This window comes from Paenibacillus sp. sgz302114 (genome assembly GCF_056120345.1).
Genome location: NZ_JBVYOI010000005.1, coordinates 359,344 through 381,823, shown reverse-complemented (window position 1 = coordinate 381,823; position 22,480 = coordinate 359,344). Strand labels below are relative to the sequence as shown.

At 53.5% G+C, this 22,480-nt stretch carries 14 protein-coding genes and 1 pseudogene; 2 read left to right on the top strand and 13 right to left on the bottom strand.

The genetic code is table 11. The features are described 5' to 3' along the window. Positions 1–17 precede the first annotated feature (17 nt). Positions 18–1,109 carry a CgeB family protein gene (locus AC0LWF_RS16100; RefSeq protein ID WP_474652546.1) on the bottom strand — a complete coding sequence of 364 codons (1,092 nt, stop codon included), beginning with the start codon at positions 1,107–1,109 and terminating at the stop codon, positions 18–20. Between the two features lie 239 nt (positions 1,110–1,348). On the opposite strand from AC0LWF_RS16100, the gene AC0LWF_RS16095 reads away from it, so the two are divergent. Both AC0LWF_RS16095 and AC0LWF_RS16090 read left to right on the top strand, forming a co-directional pair. Next, a complete protein-coding gene (locus tag AC0LWF_RS16095; RefSeq protein ID WP_090576719.1) occupies positions 1,349–1,555 on the top strand; it encodes a cold-shock protein in 207 nt (68 codons plus the stop codon). Positions 1,556–1,665: 110 nt separating this feature from the next. Then, positions 1,666–1,809 (top strand): annotated as a pseudogene (locus AC0LWF_RS16090) (EAL domain-containing protein); the annotation flags it as partial. A 153-nt stretch (positions 1,810–1,962) separates the two neighbouring features. On the opposite strand, the gene AC0LWF_RS16085 reads toward AC0LWF_RS16090, so the two are convergent. From AC0LWF_RS16085 to AC0LWF_RS16030, 12 genes are all read right to left on the bottom strand, one after another. Further along, complete coding sequence (locus AC0LWF_RS16085) at positions 1,963–2,268, bottom strand: hypothetical protein (protein ID WP_474652545.1); 306 nt, start codon at positions 2,266–2,268, stop codon at positions 1,963–1,965. A gap of 2 nt (positions 2,269–2,270) precedes the next feature. After that, entirely contained in the window at positions 2,271–2,618 is a 348-nt protein-coding gene (locus AC0LWF_RS16080; RefSeq protein WP_474652544.1) for a hypothetical protein, read from the bottom strand. Beyond that, positions 2,615–2,962: an alpha-helical endospore appendage domain-containing protein gene (locus tag AC0LWF_RS16075; RefSeq protein WP_474652543.1), complete on the bottom strand. Its 348-nt coding sequence runs from the start codon at positions 2,960–2,962 to the stop codon at positions 2,615–2,617. Before AC0LWF_RS16075 ends, AC0LWF_RS16080 begins: the two co-directional genes overlap by 4 nt. 21 nt (positions 2,963–2,983) lie before the next feature. Then, a complete protein-coding gene (locus AC0LWF_RS16070; RefSeq protein WP_090575913.1) occupies positions 2,984–3,271 on the bottom strand; it encodes a nucleoside-diphosphate sugar epimerase in 288 nt (95 codons plus the stop codon). 112 nt (positions 3,272–3,383) lie between these two features. Further along, the gene (locus AC0LWF_RS16065) at positions 3,384–4,745 is read right to left on the bottom strand and encodes a glycosyltransferase family 2 protein (protein ID WP_474652542.1); all 1,362 of its coding nucleotides are present in this window, start codon (positions 4,743–4,745) and stop codon (positions 3,384–3,386) included. A gap of 30 nt (positions 4,746–4,775) precedes the next feature. Further along, positions 4,776–5,954, bottom strand: a complete 1,179-nt coding sequence (locus AC0LWF_RS16060) for a GT-D fold domain-containing protein (protein WP_474652541.1) — start codon at positions 5,952–5,954, stop codon at positions 4,776–4,778. Next, positions 5,951–6,673: a sugar phosphate nucleotidyltransferase gene (locus AC0LWF_RS16055; protein WP_474652540.1), complete on the bottom strand. Its 723-nt coding sequence runs from the start codon at positions 6,671–6,673 to the stop codon at positions 5,951–5,953. The genes AC0LWF_RS16060 and AC0LWF_RS16055 overlap by 4 nt, the downstream gene beginning before the upstream one ends. Positions 6,674–6,697: 24 nt before the next feature. Further along, complete coding sequence (locus AC0LWF_RS16050) at positions 6,698–7,447, bottom strand: glycosyltransferase family 2 protein (RefSeq protein WP_474652539.1); 750 nt, start codon at positions 7,445–7,447, stop codon at positions 6,698–6,700. Continuing rightward, a complete protein-coding gene (locus AC0LWF_RS16045) occupies positions 7,447–8,508 on the bottom strand; it encodes a hypothetical protein (protein ID WP_474652538.1) in 1,062 nt (353 codons plus the stop codon). Before AC0LWF_RS16045 ends, AC0LWF_RS16050 begins: the two co-directional genes overlap by 1 nt. 8 nt (positions 8,509–8,516) lie before the next feature. Continuing rightward, positions 8,517–9,617: a glycosyltransferase family 2 protein gene (locus tag AC0LWF_RS16040; RefSeq protein WP_474652537.1), complete on the bottom strand. Its 1,101-nt coding sequence runs from the start codon at positions 9,615–9,617 to the stop codon at positions 8,517–8,519. A 239-nt stretch (positions 9,618–9,856) separates the two neighbouring features. Continuing rightward, positions 9,857–15,601, bottom strand: a complete 5,745-nt coding sequence (locus AC0LWF_RS16035; RefSeq protein WP_474652536.1) for a WIAG-tail domain — start codon at positions 15,599–15,601, stop codon at positions 9,857–9,859. Between the two features lie 144 nt (positions 15,602–15,745). Further along, a complete protein-coding gene (locus tag AC0LWF_RS16030) occupies positions 15,746–22,165 on the bottom strand; it encodes a glycoside hydrolase family 78 protein (RefSeq protein WP_474652535.1) in 6,420 nt (2,139 codons plus the stop codon). Positions 22,166–22,480: the final 315 nt, after the last annotated feature.

Here is a 22,480-nt window from a genome sequence, read left to right as displayed (position 1 = left end):
GTGAAGCCTCGCCTGCACTACCATTTCAGCACCTCGGCTACCGTATGAAGCCGCTGTACGAAGGAGTGATCGGCAAGTGCGCGCTTCAAGCCGCTCAGCGCGATTTGGCGGCGCTGGTCTTCGTGAGTTAAGTAATAATTCAGCTTCGCAACCAGCTCACTCGGCGAAGTAAAGGTTTCAAGCTCGATACCCGGCCGAAAATAATTCGTCAAATCTTCACGCTCATCCGTCAGTTGAAGCGTGCCGCAAGCGGCGATTTCAAACGTGCGCGGATTAATGGAGCGGCCTGGCAAATTAAGACTGTTCTTGTTGTCCTTGCCCGCTTCGGTCGTGCGGTGCATATTGATTACAATCTTCGCTCCATTGTAGTAGCGGATAGATTCTTCAACCGGCAGCCAGCCGTGGCGAATGAATGGCTTCAGCTGTTTGTAGCTGCGCAGCCGATCCCATAGTCCACCGGCGATAAATACTTTGCGTCCTTGCAAGTACGGGGCGATTGCATCGAAGAGCTCAACCCGATTCCAGAATGCTTGCCCGATAAAACAAATATCGCTGCGGTATTTGGCCTCCACCTTCATCGGCTTGAACAGCTGCGGATGAACGGCGAGAGGCATATAAATAACCTCCTGGCAGCCAAGCTCCCGGTATAGCTCAACCGTGCTCAGCTCGTGGGTCAGCACGACATCATAGCGGGGAGCAATGTGTACCGTATCTGCCGTCACATACGGATCGTCTGCAAACCAAATTGCCGTCCGTATCCCTAGCGCACGCACAGCGTCGACCTGTTCTAAATGATTGCTCGGAAATACATGCAGCCCGTTCAGCACGAGCATCCAGTCCGGTCGTATGAAGGAAGCCTGCTCCGCCATAATCGAAGGATCGGCCACATGCACCTCGCGCACCGTCTGGCGAAGCGCTTCAACAATGCCTGTATCAATCGCCTCAAAGCCTTGCGGGATGTATAGAATGCACACATTCAGCTTCTTCGGCGTTGGAAGAAGGATGTGCTGGCTAATCGAATCGCAGGCGCCATCCCTTTGGCCGCTCGCATACCCCGTCGCGAACCCTGCCCTTGCCGCTGCAGCAAATCCTTTTCGCTTAATACGCACTCACGCACACCTGCCCCATCATGTTCTGCAACATATATATGCGAGTGACAGGCAAGGCTCTTGGTCACTTGTCCGCGTAAGCAGCTAAAATTGGCGTTTGACCCTCTGCAGTATCAAAAAAAAGTAGTATAATTATGGGAGTACAGACACATATTAAAAGAGGTTAAGCAAGCGTAAGACGGTGTCGCCCTTCTTGCGGGCGAGGCCGATTTTGCGTGAAATACGAGGGGGTCTTGATTATTCATTTCTCAAAGAAGCACGTTGAACCGATTCCGGAAGAACAGACAGCCATTTGGACATGCAGTAATGAAGATTGCTCCTGCTGGATGAGAAACGATTTTTCATTCGGAGAATTTCCAAGCTGTCCGATTTGCCATTCCAGCATGACAAGCGATACGAAGAGCTTGCCCGTGCTGACGAACGGCACGAAACGGAGCTTCCAGTAAACAACACGTGACTTGCCACGAAAACGACAAATAAAGCCTCTCCATGCCGCGCGCAGGAGAGGCTTTATTGAGGTTATTGGAGCTAATCCGACATGGAAACGACAGATTTTGACGACTTCGGCACCGGCTATTCCTCGCTCAGTTATTTGCAGAAGCTGCCTGTCGATACGCTCAAGGTAGACAAGTCGTTCATACGAGGAATGGAGACTAGCCCGGACAATCTGGCGATTGTCACCGCCATCATCAGCATGGCGACGACTTAGTCTAGACAGCAGCATCAATAACAACACAAACAGCTGCTACAACAATAAAGCCAAGAGTCGCCTGGGCTGACTCTTGGCTTTATGTGTGTTTTCGGCTTTCCGTCGCCTGAGCGAGCACGGACTGCCGCTTCCGCTCCCTCTTCATCAAGGCTGCTGCTCGTATGCTAACTGATGCCCATCCTCGAACCCTTTTGCGAAGCCGAGGTTGTAGCCTTGGTTATACGCTTGATCGAAAGCGCGATTATAGCCGCTTTGCCCCCGATACCGGCGCTTGCGGCCACGCTGCAGCCTGCGCTGCCTTGTCGCGCCGCTCTTGCTGCCGCTTCCAGTCTTCACCGTTTGTTTGCGCTGCTTTCCCGTGGCTTTAACAGCTGGACTTATACTCTGCCTGCGTGCTCCTGCCGCTTTGCTAATCTTCATACTTCCATTGCCTGCAGCTGCTGGCGTCACACTTAATTCCTCCTCTTCCGTCTAGGCGGGGATTGGTGCCTGCTTGCCTTCCGCTGCTCATCCCACTCGCTGCTGAACCACGGTCCCGCAGGAACTCGATTGCGAGCCGGCCCGCGTTTGGATGCACGAGGAGCGCGATCCGGTTCTGCCGCCACCTGCGACATCGCCCTGAATGTCTGTTGCAGTGCGGCGAGCGATTTCATATTGCTGGATATCACTTCCGCTAGGCCAGGCGAATGCTGCGCCGAATCCGCGATCGATTCCAAAATACGGGCAACCGCCTGCTGGCTGCGGGTTAACGAAGCGATCAGCTCGAGCCGAATCTGCCGCTCCTTCTCATTCCAATTCATTCGAATTTCTCTCCCAGGTCGAAGGTGCCGCCGCCCGTCATGCCCCCCGTCCCATTTCCCATATTCATTTCGTCTACATGGCGAAGTGCAGCCTTCAGCACGCTGGTCATGCCTTGATTCAGCCTCGCGAGACCATAAATGACCTCAACGAGCTGCTCGTGTACGTTCTGCGACGATTTGAAACGGTCCTGCTCTTCTACGAACGCATCGGCAGTCACATGATTGCACAGCCACGCGCGCACCTTCTCGGCTTCGACTGCTTTCGCTTCAAGGATCATGGCGACATTCCATTGCACCTTGGCGGAAGCGTCCAGCATTCTTGCATATGATGTCTCCCGGCTCATTCCCGCACACGCTCCTTGCCGCTATTCCTCGTCCTCGATTATGAGCTCTTTCATGACCGCTGTAATGGTGAGTGCCAGCGATTCCTGGAGCTCGGCAATGCTGTTCAAATAGGCGACGACGTTCTTCGTCACCGCCTGCGAATTATCCATTAAACCGCCGAAGCCGCCAAAATTCGGATGCTGATCCGGCAGCCCATGCACGAGCTGCGACATGCGCACAGCAACATGGCGCTCGGCCTCCAGCACGCGCGCCAGCTGTTCGTGAGAATGGGACATATGCTCAATGATTTCAGTTACAATATGCTGCATCAGGAGAAGCTCCCTTCTCTGTACGTTCACATCTCAGGCGGTTTAAATCTCTACACTAGCATATGCGCGGCGTCTGCCGCATGGCACACGCCTTTTGTTATGCCGCTCCAGATTACAAGTGCTCGGCCGTTCTAATTGGCGCGATAATCGGCAGCCCTTCAGGAAGCGCAGCGACCTGCTCCGCTAACAACGGACTGTTCGGCTTCCAGACCAAATGCCAGCCTTCCGCCGCTTTTGCACTAACTACTCTGCGCCTTAATCCATTTTCCACCATATACAAAATACCGTCCGTCCCTCTTCCCATCAGCCCCTCTGACCATGGCAAGCCTTCCACCGTGACGCCATGCCACTTCGCCACCGCTTCCTCAGAGGAGATAGGCTCGCCAATCGGCCAGCGCCGCAGCTCGATACGCGACAGCCGTGTTGCCGGTACTGCAACGGGACCGGCAATCGGACGTCTGATGCCGTCTTCAATCCAATAGAATGTCTCGTGTCCGCCTCGAACGATGACATGCTGCGGGAAGAAGGCTGTCTCGCCTGCAGCCGATGACTCATGCCCCATCCCTTTTACGACATGAACGAGATCATGGGGATTGCCCCATTTTTCCATATACAAGTGCATATTGTGATCGTTGACGACAGGTAGCCGCTCACCAAGCGCCTTCATGCTCACGCTGCCAAAATGATGGATAAACGTATCGCGCGCAATGATAAGCGAATAACCCTGCAACCGAACACGAATGTTGTAATCGTCGTCCTCATAATTGCCGACGGTGAACCCTTCGTCCATAAAGCCCGTTTTCTCCCATACCTCGCGGCGCATAAGCAAACAGAAGCCTGTCAGCCGGTCGGTTCGCTGCCATCTCGCCGGATTCGGCGCATTGTGCTGCCTCGCGAAGTTCGGCATCCCTTTCACCGTCTTATAAGGGACATCAATACGTTGGTCGCCGCTGATGTAGTTGGTGACAGGGCCGACCATGCCGATTGCAGGAGAGCTGTTCAAGCATGCGAGCATATTGCTCAGCCAATTCTCCGCGACAATCGTGTCGTTATTAAGCAGCAGCAAATAGGAGCCTCTCGCCATCATCATGCCGACATTGATTGCCCCTGCGAAGCCGCGGTTCGTCTCCAGCACGCGGTAGCGAACCGCGCTTCCGAGCGTTGCCAGATAGGCTGCCGCGCCATCGGTGGATGCATTATCGACGACGATGATTTCGTAAGGCGGCTGCGTAAATTTGCTGATGCTTGTTATGCACAGCTTTAAGTATTCGACTTGATTGTAGTTCGGAATAATAATGCTCGTGCCTTCAAAATACGTGCCGAAGCTGCTTTGTCCCGTTCGCAGCCCTTCCTGATAGCCAAAATCCATTCCGGTCCGATACCGGCCGGACCAGGTAGGAACCGCCACCCGCCCCCGCCTCTGCCGCTGCTTGGGGAGGCGTTTCGGACGGCGCGATTCCGCTTGCTTCTTCATCGGTTCATCACGCTCCTGTTCTTTCGCCGGTTACAAGGTCAGCTGTCCTTTCACGATCGCGTCCGCCATATGGCCAAAATCAAGCGCGACCCTTCCGAGCTCGTTCGCAATACGCGTGCATATGATGACCGCCGGAATGCCTGCAGATACGAGTGCAAGGTCGAAGTGTACACCGTGTGCCTCTTGCACGACGCGATCCACATCTTTGACGCCTCGCACCGGCGTAATCATGCCGGAGATGGTGCACCCGTGCTGAGCCAGCACATGCACAAGCGCCGGCGCGGTGTTGCCGATAACGAGCAGATTCTTGCCTGCGAGCAGACGGCTAAGCAGACCGGATTGCTGCAGCGCATAGTTCACGGTCGAGCTCGTCAGCCTGAGCTGGCCAAGGTCGATATGGTTCGCGCGCAACACAGCATGCAGCAGCGGGTGAAAGTGCTTCCGCCGCGACTGCGGCACACCGACGATTCCGGCTCCTCGAATCGCTTGCACGAGCTGTTCGCGCGCCTCAAGATCTGGTGGAACGACGCCTGCGTAAGGCAGAAAGGTACCTTCGCGGCTAATCGTGCCGGCATCGTAAATAACGTCCTGCGCCAGCGTGAGCAGCTCTCCATCGCCAAGCCGAACGATCGAGCATGGCCTGCGCTCATGGATCGCCTGCTCCATCTCCCCGTACACTTCATGCACGCCGAGCAGCGGCAAGCACCTCGGAACAAGCTGAGAGGCACCTAGCGCGATGACTTCCTGCAGGCTGACTTCGGGCAGCAGCAACTGAAGGGGCAGCGCTTGCTCGAGCATCTGCTCGCCGCCTTCATACTTGCCAAGCTCATAGCCAGCCGAGAACGCATTGTCGTGAAATTGCCGATGTTCAGCAGGCGGATGCGCAATCGTTGGCGTCTTCCGTCTACGCCTGTTCTGCCTCCCGCCAAGGGGGCGCTTCCTGCCGCCTATTCTTCGCTTCCCACCTTGCAGGCGCGGCCTTGTAATCGGGCGAGCTGCGGATGAATCGGCCCCGCCTGCTGCGGGCTTTCGTTTGAATACCGGTTTCTGCACGGCTCCTGCTCCTGCCCCCGAGGTGGATTTTATCGGTGCATCTGTCGTTTGAGATTGGACTTTGCTTGTCGTAACAGACGGCTGCCTGACCTTGTTCAGCAGCACGCGGTTCGCACTTATCGTCATGCTGGAGCCTAATTGTGCGCCTCTGCTCATGGCTCATCACCCATCATTTTTATCGCTGCTTCATGGAGCGACTGGAATGTGCCGGCATCTGTCCACCAGCCGGTCAAATGGCGGTATTCGAGCTTTCCTTTGCTGGCGTACACATTGTTCACATCGGTAATTTCCAGCTCTCCGCGCTGCGAGGGCGACTGTGTCGCAATGAAGGCAAACACGCTGCTGTCATACATATAAATGCCTGTCACACAGCTGTTTGTCTGCGGGCTTGGCGGCTTCTCTTCGATGTAAGTAATGCGCCCGCTCTCGTCGAACACCGGAACACCATAGCGCTCCGGGTCTGGTACCTGCTTGAGCAGCACCATCGCGCCGTCTTGCTGCTGCGCGAACGCCTCCAAATGCGACCGCAGCGATTCCTCATACAAATTGTCGCCGAGCAGCACGACGAATTTGGAGTCATCCCCAATATACGACTGAGACAGCGTCAGCGCTTGTGCGATTCCGCCCGCTTCTTCTTGAATGCGATAAGTAAGGGAAACGCCGTACTCCTGGCCGCTTCCGAGGAAAGCCGTGAACATCCCCGCTGCATGACGGCTCGTAACGAGCATGATGTCTGTTATTCCTGCTTCCTTGAGGCTGTTAATGCTGTAACAAATCATGGGAAGCTTCCCGACCGGAAGCAAATGTTTGTTGAGCAGCCTCGTCAGCGGCAACAATCTGGTTCCCGTTCCGCCGGCCAAGATGACAGCTTTCAAATCCATGACCTCCTTAAGTAACTGTTACAAGAACGTCGCAGGGTCCACCTGCCATTTTGCAATAAACAGGCTCCGGTTACGCTCGACGAGCTGCTGCAGCGCCGATGGATCCTTCCGCTTGAAGCTGACGCTTCCCTTGTGATGAACGAACACATCCTTGCACATGAGCAGATTGTAGCCGTGCATCCGAGCGCGCAAGCTGTAGTCGTCGTCCTCATAGTGGCCTGGCGAGAACCGTTCGTCCAGCTCGCCAATCCGCTCGTACAGGCTGCGTTTGAACAGCAGACAGAAGCCGACAAGCCGGTACATCGGATCCGTCATCCCCGCTTCCCTGACTAGCGCCTCCGCAGCTGCAAGGTGGAACTCCTCCATTGTCGTGAACGGATAATCGACCTGCTGCCTGCCGCTCACGTAATTCGTCACAGGGCCGACTATACCGATATCTTCGCGCGCGTTCAGCGTCCGCAGCAAAGCCGTCAGCCAGCCCGCCGATACGGTGACATCGTTGTTGAGCAGCATGAGGAACTCGCCGCTCGCGGTCCGCAGCCCCATATTGCATGCAGCCGGAAAGCCGATATTCCGGGGCAATGACAGGCAGGGAACACCTACCTCCATGCACCAGCTGCAAGTGCCGTCATTTGATCCGTTATCGACCACGATCACTTCATAAGGCGTGAGCGTTCGGTCGGTATACTGCCGAATGGCGTAGATCGCATCCTTCAGCAGCGCGAGGCCGTTGAAGGTAGGAATGATGATGCTCGTTGTTCCATTCATCACTGAGCGCCTCCTGCCGCGCTGCGGCATCTGGAATGATCCGGCATCGTAAGCCTCGCGCCTTTCAGCTTCATTGCAGCTCGCAGTGCTTCAATGTGGTCGCCGAAGACGACCTGTTTCGACTCCTGTGCATGGCTGCGGATCAATGTCGACCATGCTGGCGAGCTCTTGCCGTTTGTGCGCTTCATAATGGAGCAAGCTTGAACCCGAAGTCTCTGCTGAAGGGCGATGACATGGGCAAGCGGCGGGACGGCGAGTGTTTTCACGCCGACCGACTCTATCGCGGCTCTCGACCATGCGTGCGGCAGCAGCCCCACGGAGCTAACACCCAGCTCCTGACGGCCCAGTGACCAATTGACGAAAGCTCTAACGCGCATGAGATCATCCCACTCCCGGAACGGGCCAAGCCGAGATGCGTAGCTGACCAGCGCGACATCCGCCCCTGCCTGGGCAGCCGCCAGCAGCTGTGCCAGCTTCTCTGCTTCAATAAGCTGCGCGGCATCGGCGAACAGCACGATATCCGCTCGAGTCATTCTTGCTCCAACAGCGCGCCAAACATCAGCTCCAAGCGCTTCCCCGGGATTCAAAATCTTTATCTCCGGAAGCGCCCTGAGTTCCGCAAACTGCGTCTCGCTCGCGCCTTCCTGCACGACTATGATCTCCTCCAGCGGCAGCTGCAGCAGCTGCTTAATGCTGGCCGGACTTGCATCCGTACCTGCGTGGACGACTGCCGCAGCGCTTCTCGTCAGCGGTACCGGCTGCCACGTGCCGACCGGCAGACCCAGTGCGGCGGCGAATCCGCTCGCAAACGCACGGCCCTCCTGCATTCTTTTGCCCGCCGCTGCAGCTGTAAGCTCCTTCGCCATGCATCTTCTCGTCCACCGCTCGTTCATGCGCAGCTTCGCTTCATGACTGCTTAGACGCCCGCCTCCGCTTTGCTTCAGCGCTATGCCTTCGCCATAACCGGCATGGTACGCAGCATGATGCGAGCCGCCCGAAGACTTGCCTGGTCGTCTCCCTCTTCCGCTGCTAATCGCGCGTTTGCTCTTACCAGATCGCATCAATGCCATCACCTCGCCAGTTCACGTTTTCGCATTGCATCCACATAGCCGCCGCGCTCATCCGTTTGCTTCGCGAGCCAATCTATGGCCTCCAGATGATCGCCAACGATGAGAAACTCCAGCGGATTCAACCGTTCCCGTTTCGCCCGCGGCAGGTTCAGCTTCCCTACGTTGATTCGTTTGACCGGCGTCACCGCAAGCCCCTGCTGCACCGCTTTCGTATGGGCAAGCGGCGGAATTGCCAGCGCGTCCGTTCCGATAGCGGCAAGCGCGCGGCGACTCAGCGCATGGGGCACAGCCGTCATGGACGTTCCCTTCAGGTCGGGCCTGCCAAGCATCGCGTTCAAGGCATGTTTGGCGAGCACAACGCTGTGTACGTTCGCCTTGTTCGTCGGACCTGAATAGTTGTTGAGCGCCACATCGACCCCATCCCGCAAAATCGCATTCATATAAGGCCGGAGCTCCGATGCGCGGATGACCATGTCGCCGTCAATAAACAGCAGCACCTGACCTCTTGCTGCCGCTGCGCCTACACTTCGTCCCACATCGTGGCCGAGAGCGTTCTCGAACTGGATGACCCGGGCTCCTTTGCGTTTGGCAACCGCAGCCGACCCGTCAGTAGATCCATTAATGACCACAATGACTTCGCTGCTCGGATGAACTAGCTTTGCTTGTTCGATTACGCGGCTAATGGTGCGGCGCTCGTTCATGACAGGGATGATAACCGATACGACAGGTGGATCAGCAGTTCGAGCTTCGATTGGCGGCACGACGGGCATTTCCATCGTTGGCGGCGCATTGAATGCCGCTCGCATCGTGTCTTTAACTTGCGACTTAATCGACCGTTTTTTCGAGCTAGTTTTTGATGCTAGCGCTGGTATGGATTTGGCAGCGGTCCGAACGGTCTTACTGCTCGTGCGGCGATGAGCGGTTTTTCGCTGCTTGCTCTTCGCGCTCGCTTTGCTGGCAGCTTGTGCAGGTGATGATGGCGATGAAGCTTTCCGGCTTCCCGTCAGGTTAGCTGGATCAATGCCAATCGGAAGTGGCCGCTTTGGCGAGAGGAACATCCCTTTATGAGTGTGCAAGCCGGCTTTTACGATGGGCTTCATGGACACCTTCACCTCTTGTTAAACTGTCTTTTTACCACATAGTGTATGGCTAGTTGAGAGTAAGAGGAACGGCTGTTGTACGTCAAGGCGTACGCCTCGCTCCTTGTTTGTTCATATAAATCTGCATGGAATCTAGCTAATATTCTATTAATGGCAGGTAGCATTGCGCGAAAATCAAAAAGCCGGAGCAGCTCTTTTTGAGAGCTCTCCGGCTTGTTAATTATGCGGTATCCAGTTATCTAGTGGCCGATAGCAATCCAGTTCACGAGACCGATTGGTTCCGGTGTAATCCGCGTACGCACAATGGTTATTTGTACGGCTGCGGCTGTTTTGGTCTTAATGACCGCGAAGCAGGAAGGCTGATCCGTCGTAGCGACGAACACATAGGAAGGGCTGCTGAACGGCTGGTCGAAGCCGATCGTAATATCGAGCAGCTCGCCCATGCTGCCTTGGAAATTGTACGGTGCAAGGCCAAACTGCTGGATGACCGGCGCTTGGCGCTTCACAGTCGTTACCGGCGTAAAGCCGAGCTTCTCTGCTCCGATGCTGCCATCCTTCAAAGCCGAGGTGTCGATTGCAGTGCTTACGGGAGCAACCGGGGCAGGAATTGCATTCGACGCCAGATGTGCTGCTGTAATGGAGCCTAGCGCAATCTTATCTCCAGTGACTGCTTCATTAGCAAGCTTAACTGCGGTTACTGAGTTGTCGGCTAGCTTCTCTGTGTTGACGGAACCGTCGAGCAGCTTATCCTTGCCGACCGAACCATATGCCAGCTTGCTTCCGATTACTTCGCCATCGCCGAGCTTGCTTGCCGTTACGCAGCCGTCGACCAGCTTCTTGCTGCCGACTGAACCATCCGCCAGCTTGCTTGCTACTACCGCTCCGTCGCTGAGCTTGCTCGCTGCCACCGATCCGTCGATTAGCTTTTCGCTGCCAACCGAACCGGCTGCCAGCTTACTTGCATCTACTACTCCGCTGCCGAGCTTGCTCGCTGTCACCGATCCGTCGAGCAGTTTCTCGCTGCTCACCGAGCCATCCGCTAGCTTGCTTGCATCTACTACTCCGCTGCCAAGCTTGCTCGCGGTTACTGATCCGTCAAGCAGTTTCTCGCTGCTCACCGAGCCATCCGCTAGCTTGCTTGCATCCACTACTCCGCTGCCGAGCTTGCTCGCGATTACTGATCCGTCGAGCAGTTTCTCGCTGCTCACCGAGCCATCCGCTAGCTTGCTTGCATCCACTACTCCGCTGCCGAGCTTGCTCGCGGTCACTGATCCGTCGAGCAGCTTCTCGCTGCTCACCGAGCCATCCGCTAGCTTGCTTGCATCCACTACTTCGCTGCCGAGCTTGCTCGCGGTCACTGATCCGTCGAGCAGCTTCTCGCTGCTCACCGAGCCGTCCGCTAGCTTGCTTGCATCTACTACTCCGTCGCCGAGCTTGCTCGCGGTCACCGATCCGTCGATCAGCTTCTCGCTTCCAACCGATCCATCCGCCAGCTTGCTTGCTCCTACTACTCCGTCACCGAGCTTGCTCGCGGTTACCGATCCATCGATCAGCTTCGCACTGCCGACCGATCCGTCCGCCAGCTTGCTTGCTCCCACTACGCCTTCACCGAGCTTGCTCGCTGTCACCGATCCGTCGACCAATTTCTCGCTGCCAATTGAACCGTCGACCAGCTTCGCACTGTCGACAGAACCATCTGCCAGCTTGCTTGCCCCGACAGCGCCGTCCGCGATTTTGCTGGACTGCACTGCGCTTTCCGCGAGCTTGCTCGCCTGTACCGCGCCGTTTGCCAGCTTACTCTCCGTTACGCTGCCATCGATCAGATCTAGCTGCTCTTGCTCGAGCAGTCCCGGTGCCAGCTTATCTGCTGTAATGGCTCCGTCTGCCAAAGCTTCCGTTCCTACCGCGCCAATCGCCAGCTTCTCACCGGTTATTGCACCGTTACACAATACGATGCTTTCGATCGACCCCGGTATAAAATGTGCCGTCGTCAACGAACGAGCAGCGATCTTGCTAAGCGTGACCGCTCCGTTCTGCAAGCTGTTCTCGCCTACGGCTCCAGGTGCCAGTTTCGTGCCCGTAATAACGCCGTCGCTCAGCTTATTCGTTACAATCGCGCCATCGCCGATTGCTTCACTGCCTACCGAGCCCGGAAGGATATGCCCCGCCCCGATCGCTCTTGGGGCTAATTTCGCAGCTGTCACTGCGCCATCTTGCAGATGCTGCTCGCCAACTGCTCCGCCTGCCAGCTTCGCACCGTCAACGACGCCATCGCGCAATGCTTCTGCGCCTACAGCGCCAGCTGCCAGCTTCGAGCTCACAACCGAACCATCGCGCAGCGCTTCCTTGCCCACCGCACCAGCTGCCAGCTTCGAGCTGTCCACCGCGCCACCGCGCAGCGCATCGGTTCCGACTGCTCCGCTTGCCAGCTTCGCGCCAATGACCGCGCCATCGCGCAGCGCTTCCTTGCCCACCGCTCCATCCGCCAGCTTCGCGCTGACGACTGAGCCATCACGCAGCGCTTCTGCCCCAACGGCTCCGCTTGCCAGCTTCGCACTGACTACCGCGCCGTCGCGCAGCGCTTCCGCGCCAACCGCGCCTGCCGCCAGCTTCGCGCTAACTACCGCGCCGTCGCCGAGCGCTTCTGCACCAACGGCTCCGCTTGCCAGCTTCGCTCCGCCAACAACACCTTCACCGAGCGCTTCTGCGCCGACTGCTCCTGCCGCCAGCTTCGAGCTGACGACAACGCCATCGCCAAGCGCTTCAACGCCAACGGCTCCGTTTGCGAGCTTGCTGCTCGTTACCGCTCCATCTGCAATCGCTTCGCTGCCAACGGAACTGGAAGTCAGATGCGCTGCCGTAATGGACTTCGATGCGATTTTGCCAAGCGTGACCGCACCGTTCTGCAGATGCTTCTCGCCGACTGCGCCTGTGCCAAGCGCTTCCGATCCGACTGCACCGCTCGCCAGCTTCGCGCTGCTAACCCCGCCATCACTCAGCAAGTCGGTGCCCACAGTGCCCCGTTTGATTTTGCTGCCATGAATGATGCTATCCGGCGCTTTCTCAAACGTATAGAACTCCGATGCCAGATGCGCCTGCGTAATGGAGCCCTTGCGGATGTGGTAGCCTTGGATCGACTCTGCCTTCATATGTTTGCCCGCAATGGTTTCGAGCTGAATATGGTCGCCATTGATCGCCAGCTGCGCCAGCTTGCCGCTCGTTACCGCTTCATTGGTCAGCTGATCGGTTCCAACCGATTCGTCGGTCAAATGAATCTGCATCACGCTGTCGACTTTCAAATGATTGCTGCCCACTGAAGATTCAGCCAAATGATTGGTGTCGATCGAAGCTGCCGCTACATGCTGGCCGCGAATCGCAGATGGCTCAATGACGCGTGAACCAACGGATTCATTTTGCAAATGATAGCTTGCTACACTGCCTTCCGCCAGCTTCGAGGAGGTCACCGAATCATTGCCAAGATGCACCTCATGCACGCTAACCGGCGCTAAATGGACGCCGTAGATCGACTGCTCTGCCAAATGCTGGCTGCCAACCGCTTCGTTCGCCAAATGACTGCCGTTCACCGAGCCTGCTGCTAGCTTCTCGCTCGTCACAGAGCCGGAGCCAAGCGAATTGCTGCCGATAATGCTGCCAGCCAGATGCCGCTCGCCTATAGCGCCGCTCGCGATATGATCGCCATCCACAACGCCTTTCGTCAGGTGCTTGCGCGTAATCGTGCCAGGCGCCAGCTGATCGCTAGTTACTGAACCGTTCACGAGCTTCGCCGTTGTTACGCTGCTGTCAGCCAGCTTGCTCGAGGTAACGGCACAATCGGTCAGCTTATCCGTCGACACGCTCTCAGGAGACAGCTTCACCGAGTTGACAATATGGTCTGCCAAGTGGTGGGAATAGATCGCACCTGCTGCCAAATGCCGCTCCGTGACTGAGCCGCTCGCGAGCTTGATGGATTTAACCGCACCGTCTTGCAGCGCACTCGTTTCAATAGCCCCTTCACTCAAGTGCGAAGCGTCGATAAGGCCCGGCTGCAAATGAATAGCCCCTACTGCTTCCGGCGAAATTGCTTCCTCGGTCACCGTTCCTGGCGATAAGTGGAAGGCACGAATCGCTTCAGGCGAGATTTTGTCAAACGTAATGGACTCGTCAGCGATATGCTTCGTCTGGATCGCCAGCTCGCCAATCTTCGCGCTGCTTACACTTCCATCGGCGAGCTTACGCTCAATTACTGCTGCGTCAGCCAGCTGCGCTTGCCCTACCGCAGCGCCGCTAATATGAACTTGCTTTACGGCTTGCGGAGCAATCTTCTGGTCCGTGACGGCATTCGCTGCAAGATGGGCGACTTCAATGCTATCTGCAATCAGCTGTTTGGAGCCGACCGAATTCTCTTTCATGTGGCGCTCTTCAATCATATCGCTTATGATTTTGTCGCCGCTAATTGTCAGCCTGCTGAGATGTTTGCCATGAACCGCATCATCAGTCAGCTTGCTTGATGTAATGCTTTGATCTGCTATCTTGGAGGACGTTACCGCCTGGTCGATGAGCTTAATTGTCGAGATCGAGAAGTCGGAAAGCTTCGGCGTCGTAATCGCCTGGTCACGCAAATGCGTCGTAACGATTTCGCCGTCTGTAACATGCTGCGATTTAACGGCTCCGGCCTTTATTTCCGCCGATCCGACCACTCCTTGCGCGAGAATTTCTGTCGTTACGCTCCCGGCCTGCAGCTCCCTCGTTCCTACCGCGCCCTCGACTAAATGCTCTGCTGTTATTTCGCCGAGTGCCAGATGCTTTCCCCGCAGCACGCCAGGAGATACATGCTCTGCGAGCAGCAGCCCTGGCTGCAGATGGCCGGATTCAATCGCGCCACTGCTAATTTTCTCGCTTGTTATGGAGCCATCTCTCAGCTTGGAACGTGTTACGGAGCCTTCGGCAAGCTTCGAAGTCGAAACGGCTTCATTCGCGATGTTCTCCGTACGAATTGCAGCGCTTCTCAGTTTACCTGACGTAATGGATTGATCGTCGAGCAATTCCGTCGTCACGATCATCGGCTTGAGGTGCTTCGTTTCAATCGAACCCTCGGCAAGCTTATCCGCGCTGATGGTGCGGTCTGCCAGCTTCTCGGAAGTAATGCTGTTATCGCGCAGCTTCTCGCTGGTAATGGAGCGGTCGCGAATCTTCGCGCCAGAAATCGCGTTCTTCACGAGATGATCGCTCGTTACCGATTCCGAAGCGAGTTTGGACGAGGTGATTGCTCCATCCGCAATTTTAATGCTTTCGACGGCAAAATCAGCAATCGTCTGTGTGATTACAGCGCTAGGCTTAATACGCGAAGAATCTACGGCGCTATGAGCCAGCTTCTCCGTCGTAATCGCATCATCCGCGATATCATCGGTGTGTATGAACGGCAGTGGTGAATCCGGCATGCGCTTCTCTTCGAGCATGACTTCTTTCTTAATGAGCTCCTGCTGAAGCAGCTCTTCCATGTATACCGCGTGGAGCTCTTCTTCCTGCTTATTGGCTTCAAGTACCGCCTTATCTGTTGGAATTTCTTGAGCTGCTTGAGTTGTTTGAGTTGTTTGAGCTGCTTGAGTCGCTTCCGCTTGCTTTGGCGCTTGCTGTGGCACTTGTTGCGCCGCAGCTTCAACAACTGGCTCCGATTTCGCTTCCACTGCTTCTACCGCTGACGTGCTAACTGCCTCAAAAGAGACTGTCGCCACTTCAGCTACCGGCTGCTGCACAACTTCTGTTTCTTGATTGTGCTGTTCTTCTACAGACGCTTCTTGCTCCAATGTCGAAGCTGCCCCATTCACTTGCACCGGCTTCTTGTCAGCTGTGCCAGTTTTCGCCGTTGTTGCTGGTTTCTTCTTCTTCAATTCCTCGAGCCATTTTAACTCCGATGCGTTCGGATTATCCACGTAAAATAACGGCTTACGCCCTTTGGGGCCTTTTCCTTTGCTGCTCTTCGCCATAGCCCTCTCCTTCTTCCACCTCAATGTCATAGACATCATATGCATTCACCCATGGGCAGGTCACACAACCGTTATGTCAAAATATGTCCGCAAACAGAAAAACTGCCCCCAAGGGGAGGCAGTTTACGAATATATAACCGTTTTTTATTGCCTGCGGTGAACACCGACCGTCTGCTGGATATTTCCAGCGATGACAATCGTCACCGGCGTTACCTTTACCGTACCGTTGCTGTAGATGGCTTTGAACATGAAAGTTAGCGGACCTTCAGGCAGCTTCTCAAAATCTGCTTCCCACATCTCCCCGCTCCAGCTCGTATGCGCAGAGTTCGCCGCAGCGAGACTTACCGTTAGGCCATTCATTGTTACTTTCAATTCATCGGCAACTGTAGCCGTGCCCGTGTCCACTGTGCTGGCGCTCAGCAAGAACCGCTCTCCCGCCCAGAATACCTGATAAGCTCGTGGATCGTTCACATCTCCGGAAGCTTTCTTGTTGCTCTCTTGGCGGCGCTGATCCCATTGATCCGTGTGCTTGACTTGCCCGCTAACGGTAAGAGGAAGCACAATAGGGAGCTTACTCACGTTAACTGGCGGCGCTTTCCCATCAGAGACGGTCATCTGAACGGTATACGAGCCCGCCAGTTGCCCTTTGAAGGTTGGACCCGTTGCTGCATATGGATAACTGTCTGCAAACGCAAAGCTTTGCTTCACCCCAGATGGGTCCGTGACCAGGTAGGCGATGGTCAGTGGATCTTGTTCAGGATCATCAATCGACGGTAGCAAAGTTATATTGTCGCCTTCATAGATTGGCTTCGGCTTCCAATCGAGTTCGGCTGTCGGAGGCCGATTCGTCTCGATATAGAAAAACTTCGGATCGCTATACTCGCTCCAGTCGTAGCCGTCGAACACGCGGACAATGACATACATATTGACCTTCTCCGGCAGATCAGCACCCGGCGTCCAGAACTGATCGTCCAAGTATTTGGTGCCGGACTGATACTCCAGTACTCCGCCGTAACGATAAATCTTCATCTCGTACTGGGTTTGCATATCCCCATCGCCATCGGAATAGTTCCATTTAAACGTTGGCCGAAGCACAGTCATCTTCGTTGGATTGTCTTGACCGGTGCTGTCTGGAATGTAGCTATCCGCGCTAGGGATCTGGTTCACGATGCTCACTTGCTGACTGTACTGGGCGGTAGCGCCTGCAGAATCTTCAACGATTTGCCGAATCGTAAACAGACCCATCATGCTAAAGGTCTTATTCCAACTTGTACGCGAATTGCTAGCAAACACTTCGGCGCTGCCTGTCGTCTCGTTCTTAATGTAGTACTCGTGCGCCAGGTTCGTGCGATCGCCGTCTTCTTTATCGTAAGCCTCTGAATCAATAGTAATAGCTTGGCCACGGTACGCACTCTCCACGCTCGTCGTAAATCCTGGTACTGGCGGTGTGCTCGCAGCTGGCAGCGCCGTGATTGTCAGGTTCTCAACCGTGTATGCCGACCATGCTCCGTACTCGTCCCTGACTGCCATACCTACTTCATACGTACCCACTTCCGTCGGACTCACGAGTTTCTTATCTACGTAGTCACCGCTAGGGGTGATGAAGTAGAACATCTTCTCCATGATTCCTTTCGTAGCCTTGTAATTAATCCCCGTATCCTCCGTCGAGTAGTCGGACTGACTCTCATAGCGGTCTGGGTCATGACTGCGATCCGTCCAAATAACAGTATTTTCCGCTGATAAAGCCAGGTCAAAATCCGAAATCGGCCTGCGATGGACGGTGATTTTCTTCGTAAACATATTGGATAATTTGCGGTAATCATCAAACGTGTCAACTGGCGATAAATAGTCCGGGTTCGGATCGTCTTTCGCCCGCAGCCCCACGACGTAATCCCCGACTTTATCAAACTTCAGCTGCGCGTTGCTGAACGTCTTTCCATTCAGGTCGGACACACCTTGGTTATGAATAAATCGCGGCGTATGACTGACACTCCAGGTGTATTTCCCCTCAGTTGGCGGATCACCTTCCGGATCGTTAAACAAGATATTGTTGTATTCTACCTCTGCTGAAGCATCGGCTCCTGATTCATCCAAGATCGCGTATTGATCCGACCAGATATTCATTTCACTCGTCTGTTTCGCAGAGATGCCCCAGAAATTCACGTTGGCTTTATCGGAATACGGTCCGAAACGTCCGGAAGCAAATGTACTGTCCTGAACCTCTATGATCGGTACTTTATTGAGGAATACCGTCAGCTCTTTCCCAATGCTCTTGATCTTAAAGACCGCGTTAGTGTCTGCTTTGAACGGATATGCCGCGCTGCCGAGTACGGTTCGAGTGCCGCCCTCGTATTTCACGAGTTTAACATCGATGGCCGAACCTTCTACTGCGTACCGATTGTCCAGATCCTGCATGCGGAATGAGAAACCATAGTCTTGATTGTCATAGGTCGTTGACGCCATCTTCATCGAGAAATTAAGTTCGGCATCCGCGTACTCATCCTTGGAAACGAAATGACCTAATCGAAATCGCTCCGGTATCGTTTCTGTCGAAGGATTTGCCATCTTCACGAGCCACATGACAAAGTTATTCTCTACAGACTCCTGACCGCTAATATAGTGGGAGAGCGTGACGTAGAGTCCGTCGCCAATATACATCAGATATTCGGCTCCGACTGTGCGCGAGCTATATGACGAGTCAGATGCATAGGTGATTGTTTCATCGAATTTATTGGCAGTGCTCGACAAATAAGGATATACGTGCGTGTACAAATCCGGATTGCTTCCATTTTGAAGTGAAGCGCGATAACCGTCGATCGTGATTACTTCTGATTTCTTTGCCGTCTTACGGGCCACCTTGGTTCCATCCGGAAGAAAAGAGAAGTCCGCATATGTCGAATTATACTTATATTGCCCTGCAACATTAAGGACGTTTCCAGAATCTAGTTTTACCGTCTCGTTATACTCTTTGCATAAAGATGATCCCGTTGCGAAACTTCTAGCAATCAATTCGCCGGTAGTCGTATTAATAATGAGCAAAGGAAATGCATCAGCTTTTGGTGCGAGAGGATCACAAAAGGTTCCGATTGGCTGTCTACCGCTAAGCATGGCTCTCCAAACAAAATCCATATTGGAGTCAAACTTCAGAATGGCCGTATTTTCGGTTCCAGTGCTGCATGCTTCATAGCCATAGAAGCTCCCTTGCCCGTCCGAATAAATGGTGGAAGCATCGAGCGTACAAGTCGGATAGTTCGGCCTAGCGGCAATCGGCTTGCTCTGTACGAGTTCCGCATTCCGATTAAACTCAAACGCTTTTCCTTTCGTAAAGACCACTACATGATCATTCTTTTTAAAAGAAGCGTAGTAGGTCGCACTCCGTCCAGACGCTGTTAAAACGGTTTTCTTATCCCATCCACGAAGAGAAGCTTGATTAATTAGCTCACCGCTAAAGGCATCGTACGTATAGACATCATTGTCTACGAAAACATAAAGCGTCCGATCCCCGAGCTCCATACTGACTGATTTTCCTGGGTAACTCAAAATGAAGTCGTACGGAGATCCCCCGTCCGTATAGGTCCATTTCATAGATCCAGAAGAGGTGGAAGAGGTAGCTTTAGAGATTTTCGATTTATTCATCCAATAAATATTGGAGCCAGTCTTAAAATAGAAATAGGTTGCATTTGTTCGCATGACGGGAAGATACTGTGATCCCGTTGTTATAATCTTCATGGTTGAATCAAAGACAGGTTGAGATAAAAGCTGACCTTTTCCTGAGCGATAAGGGGATAATCCATTCGCACCAAAGCCAAAATCAAAACCTGGTTCAGCCGTGACTTGCTTGGTCGTCACGTTATAATAGGTTTCGTTGTAATAGTGCGCATACTGGTGCTCCGATTGTTTTCCTAAACCGCCTTCAAGCGTCCCGTTTCGAATGGTCCAGTTTACCTGTGGATTCCAAATACGGTTCTTTGAATTCATATCGAACAGATCCCACGTATCGAGAATGTCCTGGGCAGAATAGCTCTTCGGCAAATTCAAGTCCGGTTGTGGATTCTTCCCATCCACGTCGAACGAAACCTCCGGTGCAAGATTCGAAACGTTCAGCGTATAGGATAGCGCCGTCCATCCGGATGTATCACCGGTCATTCCGTATTCTTCTGTCACCTTCACGTAGAAGAGATATTTGCCGACTTTATTCGGGATGAACGTCACATCATCAAGCGTTCCGGTAAGATCCTGCCAATCGTTATCATAAAAGCCATTATGGTTCGCATCGTACTTGTACTTATACTCAGCTTTGACGATTTTATCTCCATCTGGACTCATGGATAGATTCGGAATCGTCACCGTTTCGCCTCGAAGACTTACACTTGGGACCATCAGCTTCGCAATTGGCGGTAGGTCCGGCTTCACGACAATGGTACACTCCCCAGGCTTAAGAGATTTCAAGCCGGTATTATCATAGACATCTAGCCCGACAATTGCTTTCGTATTGGCATTCGTCAAATTCTCGTAGGATGCTAGCTTATTGGTCCACTCGTCTTTGCTGTGATTGATTGTACGACCCGATATCAGACTGCGGCTTCGATTCGCATCAAACTTCGTCATATCGACCGGATGATTTGCGATTACTTCTGCAGGACATCCTGCAACCGGAATTGGGTTCTGCGGCACGACATTAATGAGCGTACAGGCGGTCGAGGTAGCTCCGAATGCATCGCGCATCATCCCGCATACGTTGTGATAGCCAAGCGTGTCCATCGTTAAGCCATGCTGGCCATCGACGTACGCCGCGCTCTTTGAAGGAATGGACTCTACAAACTCGTCGCCATTCAAAAAGTCAAAGCCCATGAAGATCGTCGGATCGCCATCCTCATCATAAGGCGTTGGAATAGCTGGATTGTCAATGTAAACTAGATCGAGCTGCGTATTCACAATAACCTCAGATAACGGTTGCGTTTTATCATAAGAATAGACGAATCCGATTTGGAACTCAGGCGGATTGTTGTCAGGCGGGCCGGTCACATTAAGCGTCTTCGGTCCAATCCAGTCTGATGTCCCGCAGTCCGTTACGATTTTCATAGAGACGTCATGGCTTCCGATCCCGATATTCCATGGATAGCTGCTGCTATACGAATAATTTGAATCGACGTACTGGTTATAGATGGCGCCGCTCTGCCATGTCATACCGTCACGTTCGATTTTGAAGTAATGATACTTATAAATACACCCGTTCAGCTGAAAATTTTTTGGATGCAGTGCAAACGGTTCCCTGTAAGCAATACTCGGCGGAACAACGTCGAAATCGCCTGTGAACTTTGCTGGAGTCTCGTAGAAGAATGAAACGAAACCCTTGTTGTTATTGACAGGATCCAAATAGACGGTCTGGCTTTGATTGTTTGTTTGTATATTGGAGAAGTTTATGTAAGATACGTTACTCCCAGTAAACGATCCATATTGACTGTCATAATCGTATCGCTTACTAAACGGCAGCGCGCTAACATCCTCTTCAGTGAGTTTCACTTGCTTATATTCACCGGACGGTCCTTCCCTCACCATATGACGGATCTGCACCTGACCGGCTACATTCTTCTCATAGTAGAAGGTGATATATGCATCTGTTTGGGAGTTCGAGAGGCTGACAGTCTGCGCATCTCCAGGACTTTCATAGTTGATATAAGTAATGTACGACAGGTTGCTGCCATTAATTTTCCCGTACTGGCCGTCAGCCTGATACGGTGTTGGATTTGTATAAGGTAAAGTAGCGATTGGTATCCGTTCTTCATTAGCCTGTGAGTACGTACCGGTCGGTCCATCCCTTACCATATGCCTAATATGAACTTCGCCCTTCTTACCAAGCGTATAGTAAAAGTTCAGAGAGACGGTATTTCCATAGGTCTCTGCATTATACGTACCAAGATTGTATTCTGCAGGAGGGGAAACCTTCGAGTTGGCGGTCGGATCTCCCCCAACCGATGCCTTCTTGTATCCGGAGTAAGTGTAGTTCGATCCCGCGGCTGGCTCATCGTGTGTAAAAGTAGGATACGATTGACCGTCTGTGAGCACCTGTTCACGATCGAGCAAACCGGCTACTTTATTCAGCGATTTACCCTCATCATCGTAGTGCTTGATGACGATCTTGCCTACTCGCGCATAGTAGTAGTTCACGCGGTATGTATCGAACGAGCCATCATAGGTCATACTCGGCGTTCCGGTCTGATAAGCGGTAGATGTTGGGTCCGTTCCGTTGGTCGTCTTTTTATATTTTCCTGCGTAGACGTAGTTCGGGTTCGTTCCAGGCGCTGGCGGATAGGTGGAGCCTACCGTCATCGCGCCTGACTTGCTTGGAATGATGTCATCGATCGATTTGCCATCGGTTGTGAAGTTGTGGACTTCATAGGCTGGTTGGATTTCAATGGTTGCTTGGAACGTGACCGTTACAGGTACAGGGTAAATTATCGATGGACTTGCTCCGCATTTATTAGAGGCAACACCATATACTCCTCTACCTGAGAAACCCGAAATCGTAACTTCATTGTTCTCAATTTTGGGAGCACCTTTCATAGCAGGATCAGCAAAGCCCCCCATAGATACAGAAATTGGAATGGGGTTATTCACTTGGCTATATTTGTACAAATTGCCGTTTACATCTTCCCATTTCGTATTTGTTGGAACCGCTATACCTGCCGAAGTATGTACATATTTCTTAGCAGGCTCGCCTCCATCGTCTGGAGAAGTCTGTACACCATCAATTGTACTATCTGTACTCCAGTGACCATCTAAATGTTGGCACCAATAGTAACCTGGTTGATAGTCGTAAGTCGTTGTAACTTTTCTAGTTGATGCTTCAGCAGTTTCACTGAAATATGGAAACGAAAA